This is a genomic window from Aliigemmobacter aestuarii, from assembly GCF_004799285.1.
Taxonomy (GTDB): domain Bacteria; phylum Pseudomonadota; class Alphaproteobacteria; order Rhodobacterales; family Rhodobacteraceae; genus Aliigemmobacter; species Aliigemmobacter aestuarii.
The window spans coordinates 187,808-208,110 of the sequence record NZ_SSND01000002.1; the positions used below are offsets into that span (position 1 = coordinate 187,808).

Consider the following 20,303-nt stretch of genomic DNA (forward strand, 5'->3'; position numbering starts at 1 on the left):
CTCGACAAGGGCAAAGCCCTGCCGCATATCATCCCCATGAAGGAACTGATGCGCAGCACCGACCCGACGGCCATTGCTTTTGCCACCACCCTTCTTGAGGGTGAGGGTATAGCGACCTTTCAGATGGACGTCCACATGAGCATCCTCGAAGGCGGGATCGGCATTTTGCCGCGCCGCGTGATGGTTGCGGACCGCGATCTGTTCCGCGCCCGCGCCATCCTTCGCGACAATGACATCGACACGGGGTTCTAGGTGTTCACGCCGGACGAATTGACCGACGACAAGTTCCTGTGCGGCAGGCTGCGGCTGTGGCAACCCGCCAAGGGCTATCGTGCGGCGACCGATCCCGTGCTTCTGGCGGCGGCCTGCCCGGCGGGTCCGGGCGAAAGCGTGCTCGATCTTGGCTGCGGGGCGGGGGCTGCGGCGCTCTGCCTTGCGGCGCGGGTGCCCGGCGTCCTGCTGGCGGGGCTGGAAGTGCAAGAGGCTTATGCCGATCTGGCGCGGCGCAATGCCGCCCGGAACGGCATAGCGATGGAGGTCTTCACTGGCGATCTGCGCCACATGCCGAAAGCCCTGCGCCACGATTTCGATCATGTGATCGCGAACCCGCCCTACTATCCGCCAGGCGGATCGCCCTCGCCCCTGCCTGGCCGGGCCACGGCGATGCAGGTGGATCAGGTGCCGCTGTCGGAATGGGTGGCGGCCGCGACCCGGCGTCTGCGCCCCGGAGGATGGCTGACGCTGATCGCGGGCGCCGACGGTCTGCCCGATCTTCTGGCCGCCCTGCCGCCCAAGCTCGGCTCGGGTTCGGTGCTGCCGCTGACCCCGCGCGAAGGGCGTCCGGCGGGCCGCATCATCCTGCGCGCGCGCAAGGGGGGGCGTGCGCCCTTCCGACTGCTGGCACCCTTCGTGATCCATCGCGGCGACCGGCACGAGGGCGACCGCGAGGATTACACCGATGACGCCAACGCCGTTCTGCGCGAGGGCTGCGCCCTGTCGGCGCCTTTCGGCGAATTGAGCGGAATTGCCGCACCGCGGCGGTCGGTTTCGGGTGACACGACTCGGGGATTGTGATGCACTTGCCTCATGTACAGCCATCACAGGAGGTAAGAATGACAGTTGCTTCGCATATCGCGGAACTGAAGAAAAAGCATGCGCACCTTTCAGAGATGGTCGAACAGGCGCAACGCAGCCCCGGATCGGACGATCTTCAGATCGCGGAATGGAAGAAGCAGAAGCTGAAGATCAAGGAGGAGATCGAGCGTCTGTCCCACGCCTGAGCGCGGCTCATCCCTTTCGCGCGCTGGCCCGTGCGGCCAGCGCGGCACCGCCGGCAATCAGCCCCGCCGCGATGAAGATCGTGGACGATGGCCCCGTGATCCCGGCGGCGACAAGCGCCAGCGTCGACAAAAGCGGCGCGGCATAGGAGGCGACACCCAGCAACTGGATGTCGCCTTTTTTCATGCCCACATCCCAGGTGAAGAAGGCAGCACCCACCGGCCCGATCCCGAGTGCCGCCACCGCGGCCCAGCCCGTTGCATCGACGGGCCAGACGGTTTCTTCCAGCGCAAGATGCGCCAGAACCGACAGCGCCGCCGTTGCCAGGCAATAGACTGTGACGCTTTCCGTGGGCACGCTGCCCAGCCGGCGCGACAGCACGGAATAAAGCGCCCAGGTCAGCGCGCATCCGAAGGCCAGCCCAAGGGCCAGCCCCGAAACGGCGCCACCGTCGCCACCCCGGCCAAGGACGATCAGCGCCGCCCCGGCAAAGGCCACCAGCGCCCCCGCCACATGCAGGATCGTCAGACGCTCTCCGGGCAGGAAGCCCGAGAACAGAACGATGAACAGCGGCCAGAGATAGGCGATCAGCCCGGTTTCGGCGGTCGGGCCAAGCCGGAAGGCGGTGAAATACAGAAAGTGATATCCGAACAGCCCGATCGTTCCGAAGGCGTAGACCTTCCACGAAATGCCCCGCAGCACGCCAAAGCCGCGCCGGGCCGTCCAGACCAGCCCGATCAGCCCCCCGATCCCGAAGGTCAGCGCATTCAGCAGGAAGGGCGGCACCGGGGCCGACCCGATGGTGAACAGCGCCAGAAGCGCCCACATCAGGATGGCGGTGAACCCGATTGCCGTGGCCTGCCTGCGCGTCATTTCGCCCCTTCCTTGCACCGGCCTTCCGCCGGGTCTGCCCGCCCGGATGGTTACCCGCTTCCCCGTAAAAGCGAAAGCCCCGGACATCTGTCCGGGGCCCTGCCATTTCAGCCGGCCGTTTCTGCCGGTTATTTCCGCCTGTCAGTTCCGCCGGTGCGGATCAGACGAAGAACTGACCGCCGTTCGCGCTGATCGTCGAGCCGGTGATGAAGCCCGCGTCGTCCGCGGCCAGGAACACCACGCAGCGCGCGATTTCCTCGGGCTCGCCCAGGCGGCCCACAGGGATCTGCGGGATGATGCGTTCGGCCAGGACCTTTTCGTCGATGGCGCGGACCATCTCGGTGCCGATGTAGCCGGGGCAGATCGCGTTCACGGTGATGCCTGCACGGGCGCCTTCCTGCGCCAGCGCCTTGGTGAACCCAAGGTCGCCCGACTTGGCCGCGGAATAGTTCGCCTGCCCCGCCTGCCCCTTCTGGCCGTTGATCGAGCTGATGTTGACGATCCGGCCGAACTTGCGGTCGCGCATGCCCGACCACAGCGGATGGGTCATGTTGAACAGGCCCGTCAGGTTGGTGTCGATCACCTCTTTCCACTGCTGCGGCGTCATCTTGTGGAACATGGCATCACGGGTGATGCCCGCGTTGTTCACCAGAACCTCGACCGGGCCCAGATCGGCCTCGACCTTGGCGATGCCCGCGGCGCAGGCGTCGTAATCGGCGACCGACCACTTGTAGGTCGGGATGCCCGTCTCCTTGGTGAAGGCGGCGGCGGCCTCGTCATTGCCGGCGTAATTGGCGGCGACCTTGAAGCCCGCAGCCTTCAGCGCGATCGAGATCGCGGCACCGATGCCGCGCGACCCGCCCGTGACCAAAGCAACTCTTCCCATGATTCCTCCTCCAAAAGAGACTTCGTTTGAAATGGTGTTACCGAAATGAAAAAGTGGGCGCAACATTATTGCGCCCACTTTTTTGCACTTGCAGCAATATTTCGTCGCCGTTAGCGGCGGACGGTGGCGCTATCAGGGACGTTCAAGGCACATCGCCACGCCCATGCCCCCGCCGATGCACAGCGTGGCAAGACCGCGCTTGGCCGAGCGGCGCTGCATTTCGAACAGCAGCGTGTTCAGGATGCGGCAGCCCGAGGCGCCGATCGGGTGGCCGATGGCGATGGCGCCACCGTTCACGTTCACGATCGACGGGTCCCAACCCATGTCCTTGTTCACCGCGCAGGCCTGTGCGGCAAAGGCCTCGTTCGCCTCAACCAGATCGAGGTCGCCCACCTTCCAGCCGGCCTTGTCCAGCGCCTTGCGGCTGGCATGGATCGGGCCGACGCCCATAATCGAAGGGTCAAGCCCCGCCGTCGCATAAGATGCGATGCGCGCCAGCGGCGTCAGGCCGCGACGCTCGGCCTCGTCCGCGGTCATCAAGAGGACGGCCGCCGCACCATCGTTGATGCCGCTGGCGTTGCCCGCAGTGACCGACCCTTCCTTGGTGAAGGCGGGCTTCAGCTTGGCCATGCTGTCCAGCGTGGCGCCGTGGCGGATGTATTCGTCGGCATCCACGGTGATGTCGCCCTTGCGGGTCGAGATCACGAAGGGCACGATCTCGTCCACGAACTTGCCGGCCTTCTGGGCGGCTTCGGCCTTGTTCTGGCTGGCCAGCGCAAAAGCGTCCTGCATGTCGCGGGAAATCTGCCACTGGTTCGCGACATTCTCGGCGGTCTGGCCCATGTGATAGCCATTGAAGGCATCCCACAGCCCGTCCTTGATCATCGAATCGATGAACTTCATATCGCCCATCTTGTGACCCGCGCGCAGATGCGCGACGTGGGGCGACAGCGACATGTTTTCCTGCCCGCCCGCGACAACGATGGCCGCGTCGCCCAGTTGCACATGCTGGGCGCCAAGCGCCACGGTGCGCAGGCCCGAGCCGCAGACCTGGTTGATCGACCAGGCGCTCGATTCCTTCGGCAGGCCGGCCTTGATATGCGCCTGACGCGCGGGGTTCTGGCCCTGCCCGGCGGTCAGAACCTGGCCGAGGATGGTTTCCGACACTTCCGCCTTGTCCACGCCTGCGCGGGCGACGACCGCCTCGATCACGGCGGCGCCCAGATCATGGGCGGGGGTGTTGGCAAAAGCACCATTGAAGCTGCCGACGGCGGTGCGTGCGGCCGAGACGATTACGACATTGGTCATGGTGGGTCCTCTCCCTTGGCCAGTGCAGGCAGAGGGGGCCTCTGCCGCTCTGACTTCGGCCTAAGCTGCGACGCAGCAAAGCGCAAGAAGATTGCGCAAACAGGCCCGTCCGAGGGTGGAAAATGCCGTACCCGGGGGCAGCGCACGGCCCGAACAAGGCCCGCATCAGGCCTGCCGGCGTTCGACCGGCGCGGCGAAACCGGGAAACACCGTCGGTGCGCCGAACAGATACCCCTGCATGCAGTCGACCCCGGAGGCCTGCAGGTGCCGCGCCTCCTCGGCCGTCTCGACCGCCTCGGCGACGGTGAACATGTTGAACTGGCGCGCGATGCTGATCAGCGCGGCCGCCAGAACCTGATTGTCCGGGTCGCTGTGAATGTTGCGGATGAACTGGCCGTCGATCTTGACGATATCGAACTGGAAATCGCGGAAATATCGGAATGCGGTGAACCCGGCGCCGAAATCGTCCAGCGCAAAGGCGATGCCCTCGCGCTGCAGGCTGTCCATGAACTCCACCACCAGTTCCGGCACCGTCATGGCGCTGGCCTCGGTGATCTCGAGGATCAGCCGCTCCCCGATCGTGGGTGACAGCGCCAGCCCCTTCTTCAGGACCTGCATCCAGCGCGGGTAGCCGATGGACCGGGCCGACATGTTGATTGCCAGCCGGATGTCGGGGTGGCGGTGCAGCGTCCGCAACCCCATCTCGAGCGAGGCGCAATCGACCAGCCGCCCCAGATCGAGGGTTTCGATCGCCGCCATGAAATCGCGCGCGGGAATCACCCGGCCCTTTTCGTCCATCACGCGGATCAACCCTTCGTAAAAGGCGATGCGTTCGACATCGCGCGCCAGCACGATCGGCTGGAAGGCCAGCCGCAGGCGCCGCGTTTCCAGCGCGGCGCGCACCATCGCGATGGTCCGGCGATCCTGGTCGCGCGCGACAAACGACAGCGGATCCTGATCCGCCGCGTGCAACCCGCGCCGCCGCTGTGCCATGTCCTGCGTCATGCCGCATCGCCCCCGATCCGCCGAATGCGTCGACAGGCTTCACGCCTGCGGGTAAACACCGGATGAAGATTCGCATTTTGTTCTAATTTTCGATACGCGAGGCCAGACGATGCAGGACTTGACCGGGCGCTGCCCGTGGTGCGGGACGGACCCGCTTTATGTGGCCTATCACGACACGGAATGGGGTGTGCCCGAACGGGACGGGCGCGCGCTTTGGGAAAAGCTGATCCTAGACGGCTTTCAGGCGGGCCTTGCCTGGATCACCATCCTGCGCAAGCGCGATGGCTTCCGCGCGGCCTTCGAGGGGTTCGAGCCGCAGGTGATCGCGGGCTGGGGCGACGCCGACGTGGCCCGCCTTCTGGCCGATCCGGGCATCGTGCGCCATCGTGGCAAGATCGAAGGCACGATCCGCAGCGCGCAGGCGTGGTGCCGGATCGAGGAACGGCAGGGCTTTGCAGATTTCCTCTGGAGCTTCCAGGAGGGCCGGGTGGTGACGAACCACGCGCGCAGCATAGCCGAGGTGCCGGCGGAGACGCCAATGTCGCAGAAGATATCGAAGGCGCTGAAGCAGGAAGGATTCACCTTCTGCGGCCCGACGATCGTCTATGCCTTCATGCAGGCTACCGGCATGGTGAACGATCACCTCGTCACCTGCCCGCGCCACGCCGAGGTCGCGAGAGCGGATCGCCACCGCTGACGTTGCCCCCCGGGCATCGGGCGGAAACGGGGACGGGAAAGGGGGGCTGTCTGCCCCCCTCTTTGGCTGCGCCAAATTCACCCCCCCGAGGGTATTTTTGTCAGGTTGAACGACAATTTGAGTCAAACCTGCTTCACTTTGGCGCAAATATCCTCGGGGGTGAGCCGCCAGAGGCGGCGAGGGGGCGGAAAGCCCCCTTTTCCGCAGAAAGGGTCAGCGCCCGGAGCGGTCGTCAAGACCGGGTGTGCCGCGAAGATGCGGGTTCCGGGCCAGGTGCCTGCGCTTGATCCCCTCCGAGGTTTCGCGGCTTCCGTCATGGCTCCACCCCGGCGGGGCGAAGGCATACATCAACCGCTCGCGCCAGCCGATCCCGGGCTGGGTCACGTCCTTCCAGATGCCGACCCATTCGTGAAAGGCCACGCGCAGCGGGTTGAATGTGCCCAGATTGTGGACCAGCCCGTATTCGGGTTTCTCGTCCTCCAGTTCCGGCACGAAGGTCCCGAACAGCTTGTCCCAGATGATGAAGACGCCCGCATAATTGGCGTCCAGATAGCGGGCATTGCGGCCGTGGTGGACGCGGTGGTGCGAGGGCGTGTTCATCACCGCCTCGAACCAGCGCGGCATGCGCCCGATCGCCTCGGTATGGATCCAGAACTGATAGATCAGGTTGAGGCCGCCGACGAAGAGGATCATCGCCGGATGGAACCCGACAAGGACCAGCGGCATTCTCAGCACGAACATGAAGGTGAAGGTTCCGGTCCATGTCTGGCGCAGCGCGGTGGTCAGGTTGTAGTGCTGGCTGGAATGGTGGTTGACGTGGCTGGCCCAGACCCAGCGCGAGCGGTGCCCGATCCGGTGCACCCAGTAATAGCGCAGGTCGTCCAGCACGAAGCACAGCGCCACCACCCACCAGGATGTGCCCAGATCGAAGGGCGCGACCTGCCACAACGCCATCATCACCCCATAGGCGACAAAGCCCAGAAGCAGCGTTTCCACCACATTCCCCGCCCCCATGACCAGCGAGGTCACAGCGTCGCGTGTCTCGTAGCGGCCGCCGCGGCCCTGCCACCAGATGAACAGGATCTCGGCCAGGATCAGCGCGATGAAGGCGGGCACGGCCAGAAGCACCACGTCGGGATATGTCAGCATGTCGGTCATGGCCGGTCCTTCAATGCGCGGATCCACAGGGCAAGCGTGCCGGCGTCGAGGCGCAGCCGGGCGGGCGGGCTGCCGAAGTCGCCGAAATCGAGGGAAAGCACGGTGTCCGTGGCCTTGGCGTCGCGGATGTAATGGGCGACCGTGTCGGCCCCGAAAGACCGAAGCAGCCCCCGGCCGCGTCCGGTCAGCACCAGCGCGGCCCGCCCGTCGGGCGCGAGGTGCACCGTCTCGACCCTGTCATCGGGCCAGTGCCGCAGCCATTCGGCGCGCGCCGTTGCCTCGTCGCCGATCCGGAACGGACGCGACCAGCCCAACGCCCAGGTCAGCAGCGCGGCGCCGCCGATCCCGCCCAGCACAAGACTGACAAGCCATTCCAGCGGCATGAGCCCGATCCTTCCCCCGTCTGGAAGCATGCCGAACCACACGCCTGCGTCAATCGCGCCGTGGCGTCATCCCCGGCCGGTTGGCGGGGTCAGTTGCCGGTCAGGGCGGTCAGGACCGCGATCGCCTCGGGTGAATCCCATTCCGCATCGCCGATCAGCCGACCGACTTCCTGACCCTCCGGGTTCAGGATGACGGTCACGGGCAGGCCCATCACACCCATGCCGCGCGCCAGTTCCGAACCTGGGTCGCGCAGGACGGGAAGGTTTTCGATGCCCGCCTCGTCCCAGAACTTGCGGATCGCGGGCACCGGGTTGCGACCGGTGGCCACGGTCACGACCGAAAGCCTGTCGCCCATCTCGGCCTGCAACCGGTCGAGTCCCGGCATTTCCTTGCGGCAGGGCGGGCACCATGTGGCCCAGAAATTCACCAACACCCATTTCCCGCCGTAGTCCGACAAGGATGCGGGTTGGTCATCAAGCGTCAGCAGCGCGGCCTGCGGAATTTCGGCGGCCGCCGCAAAGGCCAGTTTCTTCATGTCGCCGTCGCGCAAGGCATCGGCGGCGGCCACATCGGCGGCAGCCGGGTTTGCACCGAACATCAGGGCCGTATAAAGAACGGCAAGACCAGACCGCAGCATGTTACCTCCGAAGGCCGCATCATGACCGACCAGCCCCAATCCCCTTCAATCGCCGCACAGGCCAATGCCATGTGGGGCGGGCGCTTTGCCGACGGGCCGGACGCGATCATGCAGGCGATCAACGCCTCGATCGGGTTCGACCGGCGGCTTTACGCCCAGGACATCCGGGGCAGCCGGGCCCATGCCGCGATGCTGGCGGCGACGGGTATCCTGAGCAATAAGGATGCCGAGGCGATAGGGGAAGGTCTGCTCACGGTCTTGTCAGAGATCGAAACAGGCGGCTTCCCCTTCCGGGTCGAACTGGAAGACATCCACATGAATGTCGAAGCCCGGCTGAAAGAGGTGATCGGCGAACCCGCCGGGCGGCTGCACACGGCGCGGTCGAGGAACGATCAGGTGGCCGTCGATTTCCGGCTGTGGGTTCGCGATCAATGCGATGCCGCCGCGCAGGGGATCGAGGCGCTGATGCGCGCCTTCCTCGCCCAGGCCGAGGCGGGCGCAGACTGGGTGATGCCGGGCTTCACCCATCTGCAAACCGCCCAGCCGGTGACATGGGGCCATCACATGATGGCGTATGTCGAGATGCTGGCCCGCGACCGGGGCCGTTTTCTGGATGCCCGCGCCCGGATGAACGAATGCCCCCTTGGCGCGGCGGCGCTGGCTGGGACATCCTTCCCGATCGACCGTCACATGACGGCCGAGGCGCTTGGGTTCGACCGGCCCACGGCCAACAGCCTTGATTCGGTATCCGACCGGGATTTCGCGCTGGAATTCCTGTCGGCGGCGTCGATCTGCGCGATGCACCTGTCGCGCTTTGCCGAGGAACTGGTGATCTGGTCCTCGGCCCAGTTCCGGTTCGTCCGCCTGTCCGACAAGTGGACCACCGGCAGCAGCATCATGCCCCAGAAGAAGAACCCCGATGCGGCCGAACTGTTGCGGGCCAAGCTCGGTCGCATCCTTGGTGCCACCGTTGCGCTGTTCACGGTGATGAAGGGGCTCGCGCTGACCTATTCCAAGGACATGCAGGAAGACAAGGAACAGGTCTTTGACGCGGCCGACAACCTGATGCTGGGTCTGGCCGCGATGACCGGAATGGTGGCCGACATGACGGCAAACCGCGCGGTTCTGGCCGAGGCGGCGGCGTCGGGCTTTTCCACCGCGACGGACCTCGCCGACTGGCTGGTGCGCGAACTTGGCCTGCCCTTCCGCGAGGCGCATCACGTCACCGGCACGCTGGTGGCTTTGGCCGAGGGCAAGGGGTGCGACCTGCCCGACCTGACGCTGTCCGACATGCAGGGTGTCCACGCGGGCATCCGCGCCGATGTGTTTGACGTGCTGGGGGTTGAAAACTCGGTCCGGTCGCGGCGGTCCTATGGCGGCACCGCGCCCGACCGTGTGCGCGAACAGATCGCCCGCTGGAAGGCCGCGCTGGCCTGAACTTTGGCCTGAACTTTGGTTTAGGGGGAAGGACGGGGCGCAAATCCCCGCTTTCCCCCAGCCGGCTCATGCTATCAGATGGCGCTGCGGGGACCACGCAAGCACAAGGGATGATCCATGATCCGACCGACCGTTTTCCTTCTGAGCCTGGCGGCGCTTGTCGCGGCCTGCGGGGCGGATGCGCCCCCGCAACCCCCGGCCGACGAGCCGGGCATCACGATTTCGGGCCTGGCCCGCATCGGTATCGCCGGAGGGAACTGAAAATGTCGCGCACCCCGTTCCTCACGCTTTCCGCACTGGCCTGCGCCACGGCGCTTGCGGCCTGCACGCCCACCGATCCCGCCACCCCGCAACTGGGCGTGGGCGTCGGCATCGGCCCGAACGGCGTGCGGCTGGTGCCGCGCGTGACGACCAACGTTGGCGGCGCGAATGTCGGCGTGACGCCCGGCGGCGCCTCGGTGGGCACCAATGTGGGCGGGGTGAACGTGGGCGCCTCGCTTTAGGGCAGGCCGATTGCGCGCCCTGCCGCCTGTGATATAGCGGGCGGCAAAGGTCGAAAGAGGCGCGCCCATGGATCATTTCCTGTATCGTGACGGCATCCTTCATGCCGAGGATGTGGCGCTTCCCGATATCGCGGCGACCGTGGGCACGCCGTTCTACTGCTATTCCACCGCCACGCTGACGCGCCACTATCACCTCTTCACCGAGGCGCTTTCGCCCCTGCCGCATCTGGTATGCTTTGCGATCAAGTCGCTGTCGAACCTTGCCGTGCTGAAACATCTGGGCAGCCTTGGCGCGGGGATGGATGTGGTCTCGGCAGGCGAATACCTGCGGGCACGGGCGGCGGGCGTGCCGGGCGAGAGGATCGTCTTTTCCGGCGTCGGCAAGACGCGCGAGGAAATGCGGCTGGCGCTGGAAGGCGGCATCCGCCAGTTCAACGTGGAAAGCGAACCCGAGATGCGGGCGCTGTCCGAGGTGGCGGTTTCTCTGGGCAAGATCGCCCCGATCACCATCCGGGTGAACCCGGACGTGGACGCGAAGACTCACGAGAAGATCGCCACAGGCAAATCGGAAAACAAGTTCGGCATCCCGATCGCCCGCGCGCGCGAGGTGTATGCCGAGGCCGCGGCCCTGCCCGGCCTGCGTGTCGTGGGGATCGACGTGCACATCGGCAGCCAGCTGACCGAACTTGCCCCCTTCGAGCAGGCCTATCGCAAGGTGGCCGCGCTGACCGAAACCCTGCGCGCCGACGGCCACGCCATCGAACGGCTGGATTTGGGCGGCGGCCTTGGCATCCCCTACACCCGGTCGAACGAAGCCCCGCCCCTGCCCACCGATTACGGCGCGCTGATCAAGCGCACCGTGGGACATCTGGGCTGCGAGATCGAGATCGAGCCGGGGCGGCTGATTTCCGGCAACGCGGGGATCCTCGTGTCGCGCGTGATCTATGTGAAGCATGGCGAGGGCCGCGATTTCCTGATCCTCGACGCCGCGATGAACGATCTGGTCCGCCCGTCGATGTATGGCGCACATCATGATATCGTTCCGGTCATCGAACCCGCCGCCGGAACCGAGGCGCAGCCTTATGACGTGGTCGGCCCGGTCTGCGAGACGGGCGACACCTTCGCCAAGGGCCGCCCGCTGCCTGCGATGGTCGAAGGCGACCTTGTCGCGTTCCGGTCGGCCGGGGCCTATGGCGCGGTGATGGCCAGCGAATACAACAGCCGCCCGCTGATCCCCGAGGTTCTGGTGAAGGGCGATCACTTTGCGGTCATCCGGGCCAGACCGACGTTTGACGAAATCCTCAGGCGCGATACCATCCCCGAATGGCTCTGACCTGACGTCGGGCCGGAATCGGCAGGGCGGATGACCGAAACGCGCGACATCTCGGACGATCTGGAAAGGCTCCGCTGGCCCCTCCGGCTGACCTATGCCGGGCTTTGGGCCGAACGGATCGCGCGGGCATTCTGGCCGCTGTGGACGACTCTTGCGCTGACGCTGGCGGCGCTTCTTCTTGGGGTGCAGGATTTCCTGCCGCTCGAGGCGGTCTGGACCGGGCTTGGCCTTGCCCTTCTTCTTGCGCTTGGGACGGGCTTCGTCGGCGCGCGCAGGTTCCGCCGGCCGACCCCGCGAGAGGCGGTTGACCGCCTCGATGCCGCCATGCCCGGCAACCCCCTTGCCGCGCTGCGCGACAGGCAGGCGATAGGCACCGACGATCCGGCATCGGCGGCGGTATGGCGGGCGCACCGTCTGCGCATGGCCGACCGGCTGAAGGATGCGCGCGCCGTGCGGCCCGATCCGGCCCTTGCCCCGCGCGATCCCTTCGCGCTGCGCTATGTCGCGCTGACGGCGCTGGCCGTGGCGCTGGTCTTCGGCTCTGTCTGGCGGGTGGCCAGCGTGGCCGACATGGCCCCCGGCCGGGCCGAGGCGATGGTCGGCGGGCCAAGCTGGGAAGGCTGGGTGCAGCCGCCCGGTTATACGGGCAAGCCCGCGCTTTACCTCAACGACATCACCCTGCCCGATCTGGAAGTGCCGCAGGGCAGCCAGGTCCAGCTTCGGCTCTACGGCGAGGTGGGCGCGCTTGCGGTGGCCGAAGGCGTGTCGGGGCGCGCCCTGCCGCCCGACCATGACGCCACCGCCCCCGCGCAGGATTTCCAGATCACGCAATCGGGGCGTCTGGCCATCGACGGCCCCGGCGGGCGCGAATGGCAGGTCGTGGCTCTGGCCGATCGCGGCCCCAAGGTCACTGCCAGCGGCGAGGTCAGCCGCGAAGCCGAGGGGATGATGAAACTGCCCTTCACGGCGCAGGACGACTATGGCGTGACGGGCGGGCGTGCCGTCATCACGCTTGATCTGGCTGCGGTCGATCGCCGCTTCGGGCTTCAGATCGCGCCGGAACCGCGCGAGGCGGTCACGCTGGACCTGCCGCTTCCGATCACCGGCAACCGTGCCGAGTTCTCGGAAAACCTGATCGAGGACCTGTCGGAACATCCCTTCGCCAACCTGCCGGTCCAGATCCGGCTTTTGGTGGACGATGCGGCGGGCCAGACCGGCGAGTCGGCGGCGCTTTCGGTCGTTCTGCCCGGCAAGCGCTTCTTTGATCCGCTGGCCGCCGCCCTGATCGAGATGCGCCGCGATCTGCTGTGGAACCGGGAAAACATCGACCGGTCGGTGCAGATCCTGAAGGCCGTGACGAACCGGCCCGAGGATCTGATCCGCAACGAACGCGCCTTCCTGCGGCTGAAGGTGCTGATGCGCCGGATGGAGGCCGAGGCCGCCGCCCTGACCCCCGAGATGCGCGACGAATTCGCGGCCCAGCTTTGGGAAATCGCGCTGATGGTCGAGGAGGGCGATCTGGAAAGCGCCCGCCAGCGCCTGCAACGCGCGCAGGACCGCCTGGACGAGGCGATCCGCAACGGCGCCGATCCGTCCGAGATCGAAGAACTGATGCAGGAACTGCGCGAGGCGCTGAACGACTACATGCAGGAACTTGCCGAAGAGGCGCAGCGTAACCCGGACCGGGAAATGTCGCAGAACCTTGAAGGCATGGAAATGACCGGCGACCAGTTGCAGCAGATGCTGGACGAGTTGCAGAAGCTGATGGAAGAAGGCCGCATGGCCGAGGCCGCCGAGCTGATGGAAATGCTGCGGCAGCTGATGGAAAACATGCAGGTCACCGAAGGCCAGGGCGGGCAGGGCGGCCCCGGCAGTCAGGCCATGCGCGACCTGCAGGATACGCTGCGCGATCAGCAAGGCCTGTCGGACGATAGCTTCCAGGAGCTGCAGGAACAGTTCAACGGCCAGCAGGGGCAGAACCAGCAGGGTCAGCAGGGTCAGGGCAACCAGCAGGGCCAGAACCAGCCCGGCGGCCCGCAGCAAGGCGACCAGCAGGGTCAGGGCAGCGACGGGCGCAGCCTTGCCGAACGCCAGCGCGACCTGCGGAACCAGTTGCGCGGGGTGAACCCTGATGCGCTGCCCGGTCAGGGCAGCGACGCCGGCGAACGCGGGCGCGATGCGCTGGACCGGGCCGGGCGCGCGATGGAGGATGCCGAACGCGCCCTGCGCGACGGCGATCTGTCGGGCGCGCTGGACCGGCAGGCAGAAGCGATGGAAGCCCTGCGCGAAGGCCTGCGCGACTTTGGCGAGGCGATGGCCGAGGAACGCCAGCAGCAGGGGCAGGCCGATCAGGGCGAGGCGTTCGGCCGCGCCGACCCCAACAGCCAGCGCGACCCGCTGGGGCGCGAGCTGGGCGAAATGGGCCGCATCGGTTCGGATCGCAACATGCTCCAGGGCGAGGACGTCTATCGCCGGGCGCAGGACCTTCTGGATGAAATCCGCCGCCGTTCGGGCGAACAGGCCCGTCCGGAAAGCGAACGCGACTACCTGCGCCGCCTGCTCGACCTGTTCTGACGAATGGGAAGGGGCGCGGCGTCATCCCGCCCCGGCTTGGCGACCGACAACCGGCTTCGGTCAGGCCGGATCAGCCGTTGCCTTGCTCAGCCGTTGCCCTGCACAGTGGTTGCCGCAGTATCAAGCAGCCCGCTCAGCCACAGGCGAAGCCCGTCGACAAAGGCCACATAGCCTTCCAGCGTCCCGGCCAGTCCGGGGATCTGCTGCGACAGGCGCGGCGCGATGACATAAAGCACCACGGCCAGCACGGCCAGCGTCACCACCAGCGAGAACCCGGTGCGGAAACCGCCCCCCTGGCCCCGCACCTTCTGCGGCTGCGGCAGGTCATCGGCAGAAACGCCCCGCCGGTCGTCATCCGGATCGAGCGTTGAATTGATCTCTTCGATATCGGGCAGAAGGTCACGCCCCTTGGGGGGCGGCCCCGCCGGGCGCGGCGGCGGCGGCGGTTCGGGCTCGACACCCTTCATCTGTGCGATCCGGCGGGCCGCAGGCGAAAGCGCGGGCGCGGCGGCCTCGAGCCCCAGGTCGGGCTGGCTTTCCAGCGGGGCGGGGGCTTCGGCGCGGCGGGCCGCAACCTCGCGCTCGGCCTCCTCGCGCAGCACATCCATGACGGCCTCGTCGATCGCCCGGCGCTTCATAGGCTCGGGCGCGTCAAAGGCCGCGGCATCCTCTTCATCGGTATCAGTCGCGTCTGCCCAGGCTCCGGCCTTCTCGGGCTCCTGGCCCATGTCGTCGGGTTCGGGCATGGGTTCGGGCGGATCGAAAAGCGCATCCTGGCGCTGTTCATCCTCGATTTCTTCCGGCCGGACCTGATACCAGGCATGCCCGCAGTTCGAACATTGCACATCGCGACCGCCCGGAGGAATGGCATCCTCGGCCACCTCGTACTGAGCATCGCAGTTCGGGCAAATCAGCCGCATTTCATCTGCCTTCAATCGCCTAGGGCGCCCGCCTCGCTGACTTTGTAGCAACGATGTCCGTTCTGTCCAAGCCTTTGTCGCTACGGGCGTCCCGATGCGCATTGAATCGGGCGGCGTGCTGGGCAATGGTGTGCGCCATGTTCGGGCCTCAGAAGGGTGTGCTGTGATCGCTTTCGACAACGTCGCCTACAACTACGGCGGCGGAGAACTGCTGTCGGAAATCTCGCTTCGGCTGGCGCCGGGGTCTTTCCACTTTCTGACTGGGCCTTCGGGTGCCGGCAAGACCACCTTCCTGAAGCTCTGCTATGCGGAACTTCTGCCCACGGCCGGCCGTGTGGCGCTGTTCGACCGCGACGTGCGCGGATTGAGCCGTGACGACATCGCCCACACCCGCCGCCGGATCGGGGTGGTGCATCAGGATTGCCAGTTCCTCGATCACCTGCCCTTGGCCACGAATGTGACCCTGCCCCTGACGGTCTCGAACCGCGAACCCGATGTCCGCGACCTGACGGACCTGCTGCAATGGGTCGGGCTTGCGGATCTGGCCGATGCCCTGCCGCCCTCGCTTTCCGGTGGCGAACGGCAGCGCGCGGCGCTGGCGCGGGCGGTCATCATGTCGCCCGACGTGATCCTTGCCGACGAACCCACCGGCAACCTTGACTGGGAAATGTCGCTGCGCTTGCTGACGCTGCTGGTGGAACTGAACCGGATGGGCAAGACGATCCTTGTCGCCACGCACGACCTGAACCTGATCCGCCAGGCCAAGGCGCAGGTCGCCGCCCGTGTGCTGCGCATCCGCAATCGCCGCATCCAGCTTGCGGGGGCCGACCTGTGACACGCTTTCGCACCCTTCTGTCCGATCTGATGCACGCCGACCGCCACGCCGATCGGGTGGTGCCGCCCACCGGGCACACGGCCTGGCTGACCCTGTTCACCGCGGGCGCGATGACCTTCCTTGCCGTCTTCGCGCTGGCGCTGTCGCTGGCCTCGGGGCGGCTTGCCGATCGCTGGGCCGATGCACTGGCCCGCACCGCGACGATCCGGATCGCCGCCCCGCCCGATCAGATGGAGGTGCAGATCCGCGCCGTGCTGGACGTCCTGGCCACCACGCCCGGCGTTGCCAGTGCCCGCGCGCTGACCGATGACGAACAGCGCGCCCTGCTGGAGCCCTGGTTCGGCCCCGACCTGCCGGTCGAAAGCCTGCCGGTGCCACGCCTTGTCGAACTGATCGAGGAAGACGACGGCTATGATGCCGAAGGGCTGCGCCAGAGGCTCGCCGCCGAAGCGCCCGGGGCGGTGCTGGACGATCACACGCGCTGGCGCCGCCCGCTGGTGATCGCGGCGGGTCGCTTGCGGCTTCTGGGATGGGCCTCGATCCTGCTGATCGGCGGCACGATGGCGGCCATGATCACGCTGGCGGCAAATGCCTCGCTTGCCGCGAATGCGCAGGTGATCAAGGTGCTGCGCCTTGTGGGCGCGCGCGATGCCTATATCGTCCGCGCCTTCGTGCGCCGCTTTACCCTCAGGGCCCTGGCCGGTGCTGCGGCGGGCGCCTTGGCCGGGATGATCGGCGTTGCCCTTTTGCCTTCGGCCGATGCGGCTGGCGGGTTCCTGACCGGCCTTGGCTTCACCGGGGCGGGCTGGCTTCTGCCGCTGCTGCTGCCGCCGCTGGCGGCGCTTGTGGCCTTCCTGGCGACCCGCACCGCCGCCTTCCGCAAACTGAAAGAGTTGACCTGACCCATGCGCCGCATCCTGCAATGGCCCCTGTCGATCCTGTTCATCGTCCAGATGTATCTGGCCATGCTGGTGCTGGGGATCGTCTTCCTGCCCTGGGCCGTGGTCAGCCGCGAGGGCGCCTTTGCCGCCTGCCACGCCTATTGTCGCTGGGTGATGTTCACTGCCCGCGTGCTGGTCGGGCTGAAATCCGACGTGCGTGGCACGCCGCCCGCCGACGAGGTGCTGATTGCGGCCAAGCATCAATCCTTCTTCGACATCATCATGATCTTTTCCGCCGTCCCGCGCGGCAAGTTCATCATGAAGCGCGAACTGATCTGGGCGCCTGTTCTGGGGCTTTATGCCCTTCGCATCGGCTGCGTTCCGGTGAACCGGGGCAAGCGGGCAGCGGCGATCACCAGGATGATGGCCGATGTCAAATCCGGCGCGCAGGACCCGGGGCAACTGATCATCTATCCTCAGGGCACCCGCGTCGCCCCCGGCGCGAAACGCGCCTACAAGGTGGGTACAGCCGTCCTTTACCAACAGCTGAAACAGCCCTGCGTGCCGGTGGCGACGAATGTGGGCGTCTTCTGGCCGAAGCGCAGCCTCTATCGCAAACCCGGCACGGCGGTCGTCGAATTCCTGCCGCGGATCGAACCGGGGCTATCCAACGATGCCTTCATGGAACGGCTGGAAACCGAGGTCGAAACCCATTCCAACCGCCTGATGGCGGATGCCGGGTTCCGCGTGAAGGGCGCCGCATGAGGCGGATCGAGACGCCCGAGGCACTGGCCGCGCTTTATGGCACGCCGGGGCGCGGCGCTCAGATCAAGGTGCAGAGCCGGCTGATCCCGACCTACCGCGCCTATCTGGAACGCGCGCGCTTTTGCGTGCTTTCGACGGTCGGCCCGGAAGGAACCGATGGCAGCCCCCGCGGAGACGAGGGGCCGGTTGTCGCGGTGCTGGATGACGGGACGCTGGCCCTGCCCGACTGGCACGGCAACGACCGCATCGAAAGCCTGATGAACATCGTCCGCGATGGTCGGGTCAGCCTTTTGTTCCTCGTGCCCGGATCGGGCATCGCGATGCGGGTGAACGGGCGCGCGATCCTGACCGAAGACGACGGGATGCGCGACAGGTTCCGGCGCGGCGATGCCCGCCCGCGATGCGTGATCGTGATCACCATCGCCGATGTCTATCCGCAATGCGCCCGCGCCATCATCCGCGCCGACCTGTGGGGCGCGGATCAGTCTGCCGGCCTGCCGACGGTGGGCGAGATGTTCGCAGAGATTACCGAAGGCGAGATCGACGCCACCGCCTATGATGCCGAATGGCCCGGTCGCGCGGCGCGCACCATGTGGTGACCCCGCGCCGGGCAACTCCGTTCGATCAGGCGAATTTCAGAACGACAATGCCGGCCAGGATCAGGCCGATGCCCGCCGCGCGCATCAGGGTGGCGGGCTCGCCGAACAGGATCACCGCCGCAATCGCCGTACCCACGGCGCCGATGCCCACCCAGACAGCGTAGGCGGTGCCCACGGGCAGCGATTTCATGGCGGTCGCCAAAAGCCAGAAAGACGCCAGCGCCCCCAAGATCGTTGCGACACTCGGCCAAAGCCGCGTGAAGCCGTCGGAGTATTTCAGCCCCAGTGCCCAGGCGGTTTCCATCAGCCCTGCGATCAGGACAATGACCCAGGGGTTCAAGCCGCCAGCCCCTTGGACCCCATGTCGAGGAACTTCTGCCGCCGCGATTTGACCAGATCGACAGGCTTCTTGCCCGACAGTTCCTTCAGCATCGCCTCGATGGCGCTGCCGACGGCGGCGATGGTTTCCTTGCGGCCGCGCTGCGCCCCGCCGACCGGCTCCGAAACGATCCGGTCCACCACGCCCAGCTTCTGCAGGTCCTGCGCGGTAAGGCGCAGCGCCTCGGCCGCCTCGCGCATCTTTTCGGCATCCTTCCACAGGATCGAGGCGCAGCCTTCGGGGCTGATCACCGAATAGATGGAATGTTCCAGCATGGCGATCCGGTCGGCCGTGGCAAAGGCAACCGCCCCGCCCGATCCACCCTCGCCGATGATGATGGAAATCAGCGGCACGCCGATTTCTAGGCACTTCTGGGTCGATCGTGCGATCGCCTCGGCCTGGCCGCGTTCCTCGGCGCCCTTGCCGGGGTAGGCGCCGGGCGTGTCGACAAGCGTGATCACCGGCAGGCCGAACCGATGGGCCAACTCCATCAGGCGGATCGCCTTGCGATAGCCTTCGGGCCGGGCCATGCCGAAGTTCCGTTCGATCCGGGACTTGGTGTCATTTCCCTTTTCGTGCCCGATCACCACGACCGGCATGTCGTTGAACCGTGCCAGCCCGCCCATGACCGCGTGGTCGTCGGCAAAGTTCCGGTCGCCGGCCAGGGCCGTGTATTCGGTGAACAGCGCGTCGATGTAATCCTTGCAATGCGGCCGGTCGGGATGGCGCGCGACCTGACATTTCCGCCAGGGCGTCAGATCCTTGTAGAGATCCTTCAGCAGGCTTTCGGCCTTGCGGTCCAGCGCCTCGGCCTCTTTCGAGATGTCCATCTCGGGATTGCCGCGCGCAAGGGCGCGCAGTTCTTCCGCCTTGCCCTCGATTTCGGCCAGCGGCTTTTCAAACTCCAGATAATTCATCACGGACCCCTTGCGGAACGACGAACTCTATATGGCCAAGCCCGCCCGAAGATGCAACGACGCAAAGCCGGGCGCGGGGCTGTCGCCCAGTTCAGTAACTTTGATCGACGATCATCCGGTAGTTCCGGCGGATCAGGATCAGGCCGACGGTCAGGCAGATCAGCGCGATCGAGAAGACATAGAACGGCGATACGAACCCGGCGTCATACTGCGCATAGAACCCCTTGCGCATCATCGCCGTGATGTGGATGAGAGGGTTGTACCACAGGATCTGCTGGCCGGCGTGGGGCAGTTCCTCGTAGATGTAGATGACGCCCGACACGAAGAACAGCGGCGTGGTCAGGATGCTCCAGACCGAACCGTAGATCGGAAAGACCGGCATCAGATAGGCATTCAGCGACCCGATCCCCAGTCCAAGGGTATAGGCCATGGCCAGCGACAGCGCGATCGAAGGCAGGTCGATCACGGCCCTCGTCTCGAACAGCGCCATGATCGAGGCGGTCACGATGACGATGATGATCGTCATCGTCAGGGCGTTCAGGATGAACCGGCCAAGGATCGCGTCTACGAAGGTAACGGCCGGGTAGCGCAGCAGCGACCGGGAATAGGTGATCGACATCGCCACCTTCGCCTGCACTCGCACATAGGCCGTGAAAGACAGCAGGCCCGTGGCATAGAACATGGCAAAGCTGACACCCAGCGAGGGCGACTTGAGCCGGAGCCCGGCGGAAAAGATCAGCGTCAGGATCATGATGCCGCCGATCGGTTCCAGCAGCGACCAGAGATACCCGCCCGGCGAACGCCCGTAGGTGGTCGTCATTTCGCGCAGGATCATCGCGGTCACGGTCCGCACCATCTTGAACCGCCGGATGCCGGTTTCGGGCGGTCTGGAACTGGGCAGGGCCACGGTGCTTTCGCTGTCCATCGGGCGGAT

At 66.3% G+C, this 20,303-nt stretch carries 24 protein-coding genes; 13 read left to right on the plus strand and 11 right to left on the minus strand.

Annotated elements, in window-relative coordinates; genetic code table 11:
• The first annotated feature begins 36 nt into the window (after nucleotides 1-36).
• Genes E7811_RS09755 through E7811_RS09765 form a run of 3 tightly spaced genes read left to right on the plus strand, consistent with a single transcriptional unit; the run spans nucleotide 37 to nucleotide 1,280 of the window.
• The gene (locus E7811_RS09755; protein ID WP_136394451.1) at nucleotides 37-252 is read left to right on the plus strand and encodes a putative signal transducing protein; all 216 of its coding nucleotides are present in this window, start codon (nucleotides 37-39) and stop codon (nucleotides 250-252) included.
• Nucleotides 253-1,074, plus strand: coding sequence for a tRNA1(Val) (adenine(37)-N6)-methyltransferase (locus tag E7811_RS09760; protein WP_136394452.1), 822 nt, complete (start codon nucleotides 253-255; stop codon nucleotides 1,072-1,074).
• A gap of 38 nt (nucleotides 1,075-1,112) precedes the next feature.
• Nucleotides 1,113-1,280, plus strand: a complete 168-nt coding sequence (locus tag E7811_RS09765) for a YdcH family protein (protein WP_136394453.1) — start codon at nucleotides 1,113-1,115, stop codon at nucleotides 1,278-1,280.
• Nucleotides 1,281-1,287: 7 nt separating this feature from the next.
• On the opposite strand, the gene yddG is transcribed toward E7811_RS09765, so the two are convergent.
• The 4 genes from yddG to E7811_RS09785 all read right to left on the minus strand — a co-directional run bounded on the left by yddG (nucleotide 1,288) and on the right by E7811_RS09785 (nucleotide 5,350).
• Nucleotides 1,288-2,151, minus strand: a complete 864-nt coding sequence (gene yddG / locus E7811_RS09770; RefSeq protein ID WP_136394454.1) for an aromatic amino acid exporter YddG — start codon at nucleotides 2,149-2,151, stop codon at nucleotides 1,288-1,290.
• Between the two features lie 160 nt (nucleotides 2,152-2,311).
• Nucleotides 2,312-3,037, minus strand: coding sequence for a beta-ketoacyl-ACP reductase (gene phbB / locus E7811_RS09775; RefSeq protein WP_136394455.1), 726 nt, complete (start codon nucleotides 3,035-3,037; stop codon nucleotides 2,312-2,314).
• A gap of 132 nt (nucleotides 3,038-3,169) precedes the next feature.
• Entirely contained in the window at nucleotides 3,170-4,345 is a 1,176-nt protein-coding gene (locus tag E7811_RS09780) for an acetyl-CoA C-acetyltransferase (RefSeq protein WP_136394456.1), read from the minus strand.
• A gap of 165 nt (nucleotides 4,346-4,510) precedes the next feature.
• A complete protein-coding gene (locus E7811_RS09785; protein ID WP_246020347.1) occupies nucleotides 4,511-5,350 on the minus strand; it encodes an EAL domain-containing protein in 840 nt (279 codons plus the stop codon).
• A 109-nt stretch (nucleotides 5,351-5,459) separates the two neighbouring features.
• Here E7811_RS09785 and E7811_RS09790 point away from each other — a divergent pair, with 109 nt between their 5' ends.
• Nucleotides 5,460-6,047 carry a DNA-3-methyladenine glycosylase I gene (locus E7811_RS09790; protein WP_136394457.1) on the plus strand — a complete coding sequence of 196 codons (588 nt, stop codon included), beginning with the start codon at nucleotides 5,460-5,462 and terminating at the stop codon, nucleotides 6,045-6,047.
• 213 nt (nucleotides 6,048-6,260) lie between these two features.
• Here E7811_RS09790 and E7811_RS09795 read toward each other — a convergent pair whose 3' ends face one another.
• From E7811_RS09795 to E7811_RS09805, 3 genes are all read right to left on the minus strand, one after another.
• Nucleotides 6,261-7,205: a sterol desaturase family protein gene (locus E7811_RS09795; RefSeq protein WP_136394458.1), complete on the minus strand. Its 945-nt coding sequence runs from the start codon at nucleotides 7,203-7,205 to the stop codon at nucleotides 6,261-6,263.
• Nucleotides 7,202-7,588 carry a hypothetical protein gene (locus E7811_RS09800; RefSeq protein WP_136394459.1) on the minus strand — a complete coding sequence of 129 codons (387 nt, stop codon included), beginning with the start codon at nucleotides 7,586-7,588 and terminating at the stop codon, nucleotides 7,202-7,204. The genes E7811_RS09795 and E7811_RS09800 overlap by 4 nt, the downstream gene beginning before the upstream one ends.
• 89 nt (nucleotides 7,589-7,677) lie before the next feature.
• Nucleotides 7,678-8,226 (minus strand): TlpA disulfide reductase family protein, encoded by a 549-nt coding sequence (locus tag E7811_RS09805; protein WP_136394460.1) that lies wholly within the window; start codon nucleotides 8,224-8,226, stop codon nucleotides 7,678-7,680.
• Between the two features lie 21 nt (nucleotides 8,227-8,247).
• Here E7811_RS09805 and argH point away from each other — a divergent pair, with 21 nt between their 5' ends.
• From argH to E7811_RS09825, 5 genes are all read left to right on the plus strand, one after another.
• A complete protein-coding gene (gene argH / locus E7811_RS09810) occupies nucleotides 8,248-9,663 on the plus strand; it encodes an argininosuccinate lyase (protein ID WP_136394461.1) in 1,416 nt (471 codons plus the stop codon).
• 117 nt (nucleotides 9,664-9,780) lie between these two features.
• A complete protein-coding gene (locus E7811_RS17905) occupies nucleotides 9,781-9,924 on the plus strand; it encodes a hypothetical protein (RefSeq protein ID WP_168732984.1) in 144 nt (47 codons plus the stop codon).
• Nucleotides 9,925-9,926: 2 nt separating this feature from the next.
• Nucleotides 9,927-10,166: a hypothetical protein gene (locus tag E7811_RS09815; RefSeq protein ID WP_136394462.1), complete on the plus strand. Its 240-nt coding sequence runs from the start codon at nucleotides 9,927-9,929 to the stop codon at nucleotides 10,164-10,166.
• A 67-nt stretch (nucleotides 10,167-10,233) separates the two neighbouring features.
• Entirely contained in the window at nucleotides 10,234-11,499 is a 1,266-nt protein-coding gene (gene lysA / locus E7811_RS09820) for a diaminopimelate decarboxylase (protein WP_136394463.1), read from the plus strand.
• 30 nt (nucleotides 11,500-11,529) lie between these two features.
• Complete coding sequence (locus tag E7811_RS09825; RefSeq protein ID WP_136394464.1) at nucleotides 11,530-14,073, plus strand: TIGR02302 family protein; 2,544 nt, start codon at nucleotides 11,530-11,532, stop codon at nucleotides 14,071-14,073.
• A gap of 86 nt (nucleotides 14,074-14,159) precedes the next feature.
• On the opposite strand, the gene E7811_RS09830 is transcribed toward E7811_RS09825, so the two are convergent.
• Entirely contained in the window at nucleotides 14,160-14,993 is an 834-nt protein-coding gene (locus E7811_RS09830) for a zinc-ribbon domain-containing protein (protein WP_136394465.1), read from the minus strand.
• A 163-nt stretch (nucleotides 14,994-15,156) separates the two neighbouring features.
• Between E7811_RS09830 and E7811_RS09835 the strand changes: the two genes are divergently transcribed.
• From E7811_RS09835 to E7811_RS09850, 4 genes are read left to right on the plus strand one after another with little or no spacing between them, the layout of a single operon-like run.
• Nucleotides 15,157-15,828: a cell division ATP-binding protein FtsE gene (locus E7811_RS09835; protein WP_136394466.1), complete on the plus strand. Its 672-nt coding sequence runs from the start codon at nucleotides 15,157-15,159 to the stop codon at nucleotides 15,826-15,828.
• A 29-nt stretch (nucleotides 15,829-15,857) separates the two neighbouring features.
• A complete protein-coding gene (locus tag E7811_RS09840) occupies nucleotides 15,858-16,730 on the plus strand; it encodes a cell division protein FtsX (RefSeq protein WP_136394728.1) in 873 nt (290 codons plus the stop codon).
• A gap of 3 nt (nucleotides 16,731-16,733) precedes the next feature.
• Nucleotides 16,734-17,474, plus strand: a complete 741-nt coding sequence (locus E7811_RS09845; RefSeq protein WP_136394467.1) for a lysophospholipid acyltransferase family protein — start codon at nucleotides 16,734-16,736, stop codon at nucleotides 17,472-17,474.
• Entirely contained in the window at nucleotides 17,471-18,073 is a 603-nt protein-coding gene (locus tag E7811_RS09850; RefSeq protein WP_136394468.1) for an MSMEG_1061 family FMN-dependent PPOX-type flavoprotein, read from the plus strand. The genes E7811_RS09845 and E7811_RS09850 overlap by 4 nt, the downstream gene beginning before the upstream one ends.
• A 25-nt stretch (nucleotides 18,074-18,098) precedes the next feature.
• Here the strand turns inward: E7811_RS09850 and sugE are convergent, their stop codons facing one another.
• The 3 genes from sugE to E7811_RS09865 form a co-directional block, all read right to left on the minus strand.
• Nucleotides 18,099-18,413 (minus strand): quaternary ammonium compound efflux SMR transporter SugE, encoded by a 315-nt coding sequence (gene sugE / locus E7811_RS09855; RefSeq protein WP_136394469.1) that lies wholly within the window; start codon nucleotides 18,411-18,413, stop codon nucleotides 18,099-18,101.
• Entirely contained in the window at nucleotides 18,410-19,369 is a 960-nt protein-coding gene (locus E7811_RS09860) for an acetyl-CoA carboxylase carboxyltransferase subunit alpha (RefSeq protein WP_136394470.1), read from the minus strand. Before E7811_RS09860 ends, sugE begins: the two co-directional genes overlap by 4 nt.
• A gap of 91 nt (nucleotides 19,370-19,460) precedes the next feature.
• Nucleotides 19,461-20,294, minus strand: coding sequence for an ABC transporter permease (locus E7811_RS09865; RefSeq protein ID WP_136394471.1), 834 nt, complete (start codon nucleotides 20,292-20,294; stop codon nucleotides 19,461-19,463).
• Between the last annotated feature and the right edge of the window lie 9 nt (nucleotides 20,295-20,303).

Bases quoted from the DNA above. Each gene is read 5' to 3' on its own strand.
- E7811_RS09755 (WP_136394451.1), top strand. From the start codon at position 37: ATGAAGGAACTGATGCGCAGCACCGACCCGACGGCCATTGCTTTTGCC.
- E7811_RS09765 (WP_136394453.1), top strand. From the start codon at position 1,113: ATGACAGTTGCTTCGCATATCGCGGAACTGAAGAAAAAGCATGCGCAC.
- yddG (WP_136394454.1), bottom strand. From the start codon at position 2,151: ATGACGCGCAGGCAGGCCACGGCAATCGGGTTCACCGCCATCCTGATG.
- phbB (WP_136394455.1), bottom strand. From the start codon at position 3,037: ATGGGAAGAGTTGCTTTGGTCACGGGCGGGTCGCGCGGCATCGGTGCC.
- E7811_RS09780 (WP_136394456.1), bottom strand. From the start codon at position 4,345: ATGACCAATGTCGTAATCGTCTCGGCCGCACGCACCGCCGTCGGCAGC.
- E7811_RS09785 (WP_246020347.1), bottom strand. From the start codon at position 5,350: ATGACGCAGGACATGGCACAGCGGCGGCGCGGGTTGCACGCGGCGGAT.
- E7811_RS09790 (WP_136394457.1), top strand. From the start codon at position 5,460: ATGCAGGACTTGACCGGGCGCTGCCCGTGGTGCGGGACGGACCCGCTT.
- E7811_RS09795 (WP_136394458.1), bottom strand. From the start codon at position 7,205: ATGACCGACATGCTGACATATCCCGACGTGGTGCTTCTGGCCGTGCCC.
- E7811_RS09800 (WP_136394459.1), bottom strand. From the start codon at position 7,588: ATGCCGCTGGAATGGCTTGTCAGTCTTGTGCTGGGCGGGATCGGCGGC.
- E7811_RS09805 (WP_136394460.1), bottom strand. From the start codon at position 8,226: ATGCTGCGGTCTGGTCTTGCCGTTCTTTATACGGCCCTGATGTTCGGT.
- argH (WP_136394461.1), top strand. From the start codon at position 8,248: ATGACCGACCAGCCCCAATCCCCTTCAATCGCCGCACAGGCCAATGCC.
- E7811_RS17905 (WP_168732984.1), top strand. From the start codon at position 9,781: ATGATCCGACCGACCGTTTTCCTTCTGAGCCTGGCGGCGCTTGTCGCG.
- E7811_RS09815 (WP_136394462.1), top strand. From the start codon at position 9,927: ATGTCGCGCACCCCGTTCCTCACGCTTTCCGCACTGGCCTGCGCCACG.
- lysA (WP_136394463.1), top strand. From the start codon at position 10,234: ATGGATCATTTCCTGTATCGTGACGGCATCCTTCATGCCGAGGATGTG.
- E7811_RS09825 (WP_136394464.1), top strand. From the start codon at position 11,530: ATGACCGAAACGCGCGACATCTCGGACGATCTGGAAAGGCTCCGCTGG.
- E7811_RS09830 (WP_136394465.1), bottom strand. From the start codon at position 14,993: ATGCGGCTGATTTGCCCGAACTGCGATGCTCAGTACGAGGTGGCCGAG.
- E7811_RS09840 (WP_136394728.1), top strand. From the start codon at position 15,858: ATGCACGCCGACCGCCACGCCGATCGGGTGGTGCCGCCCACCGGGCAC.
- E7811_RS09845 (WP_136394467.1), top strand. From the start codon at position 16,734: ATGCGCCGCATCCTGCAATGGCCCCTGTCGATCCTGTTCATCGTCCAG.
- E7811_RS09850 (WP_136394468.1), top strand. From the start codon at position 17,471: ATGAGGCGGATCGAGACGCCCGAGGCACTGGCCGCGCTTTATGGCACG.
- E7811_RS09860 (WP_136394470.1), bottom strand. From the start codon at position 19,369: ATGAATTATCTGGAGTTTGAAAAGCCGCTGGCCGAAATCGAGGGCAAG.
- E7811_RS09865 (WP_136394471.1), bottom strand. From the start codon at position 20,294: ATGGACAGCGAAAGCACCGTGGCCCTGCCCAGTTCCAGACCGCCCGAA.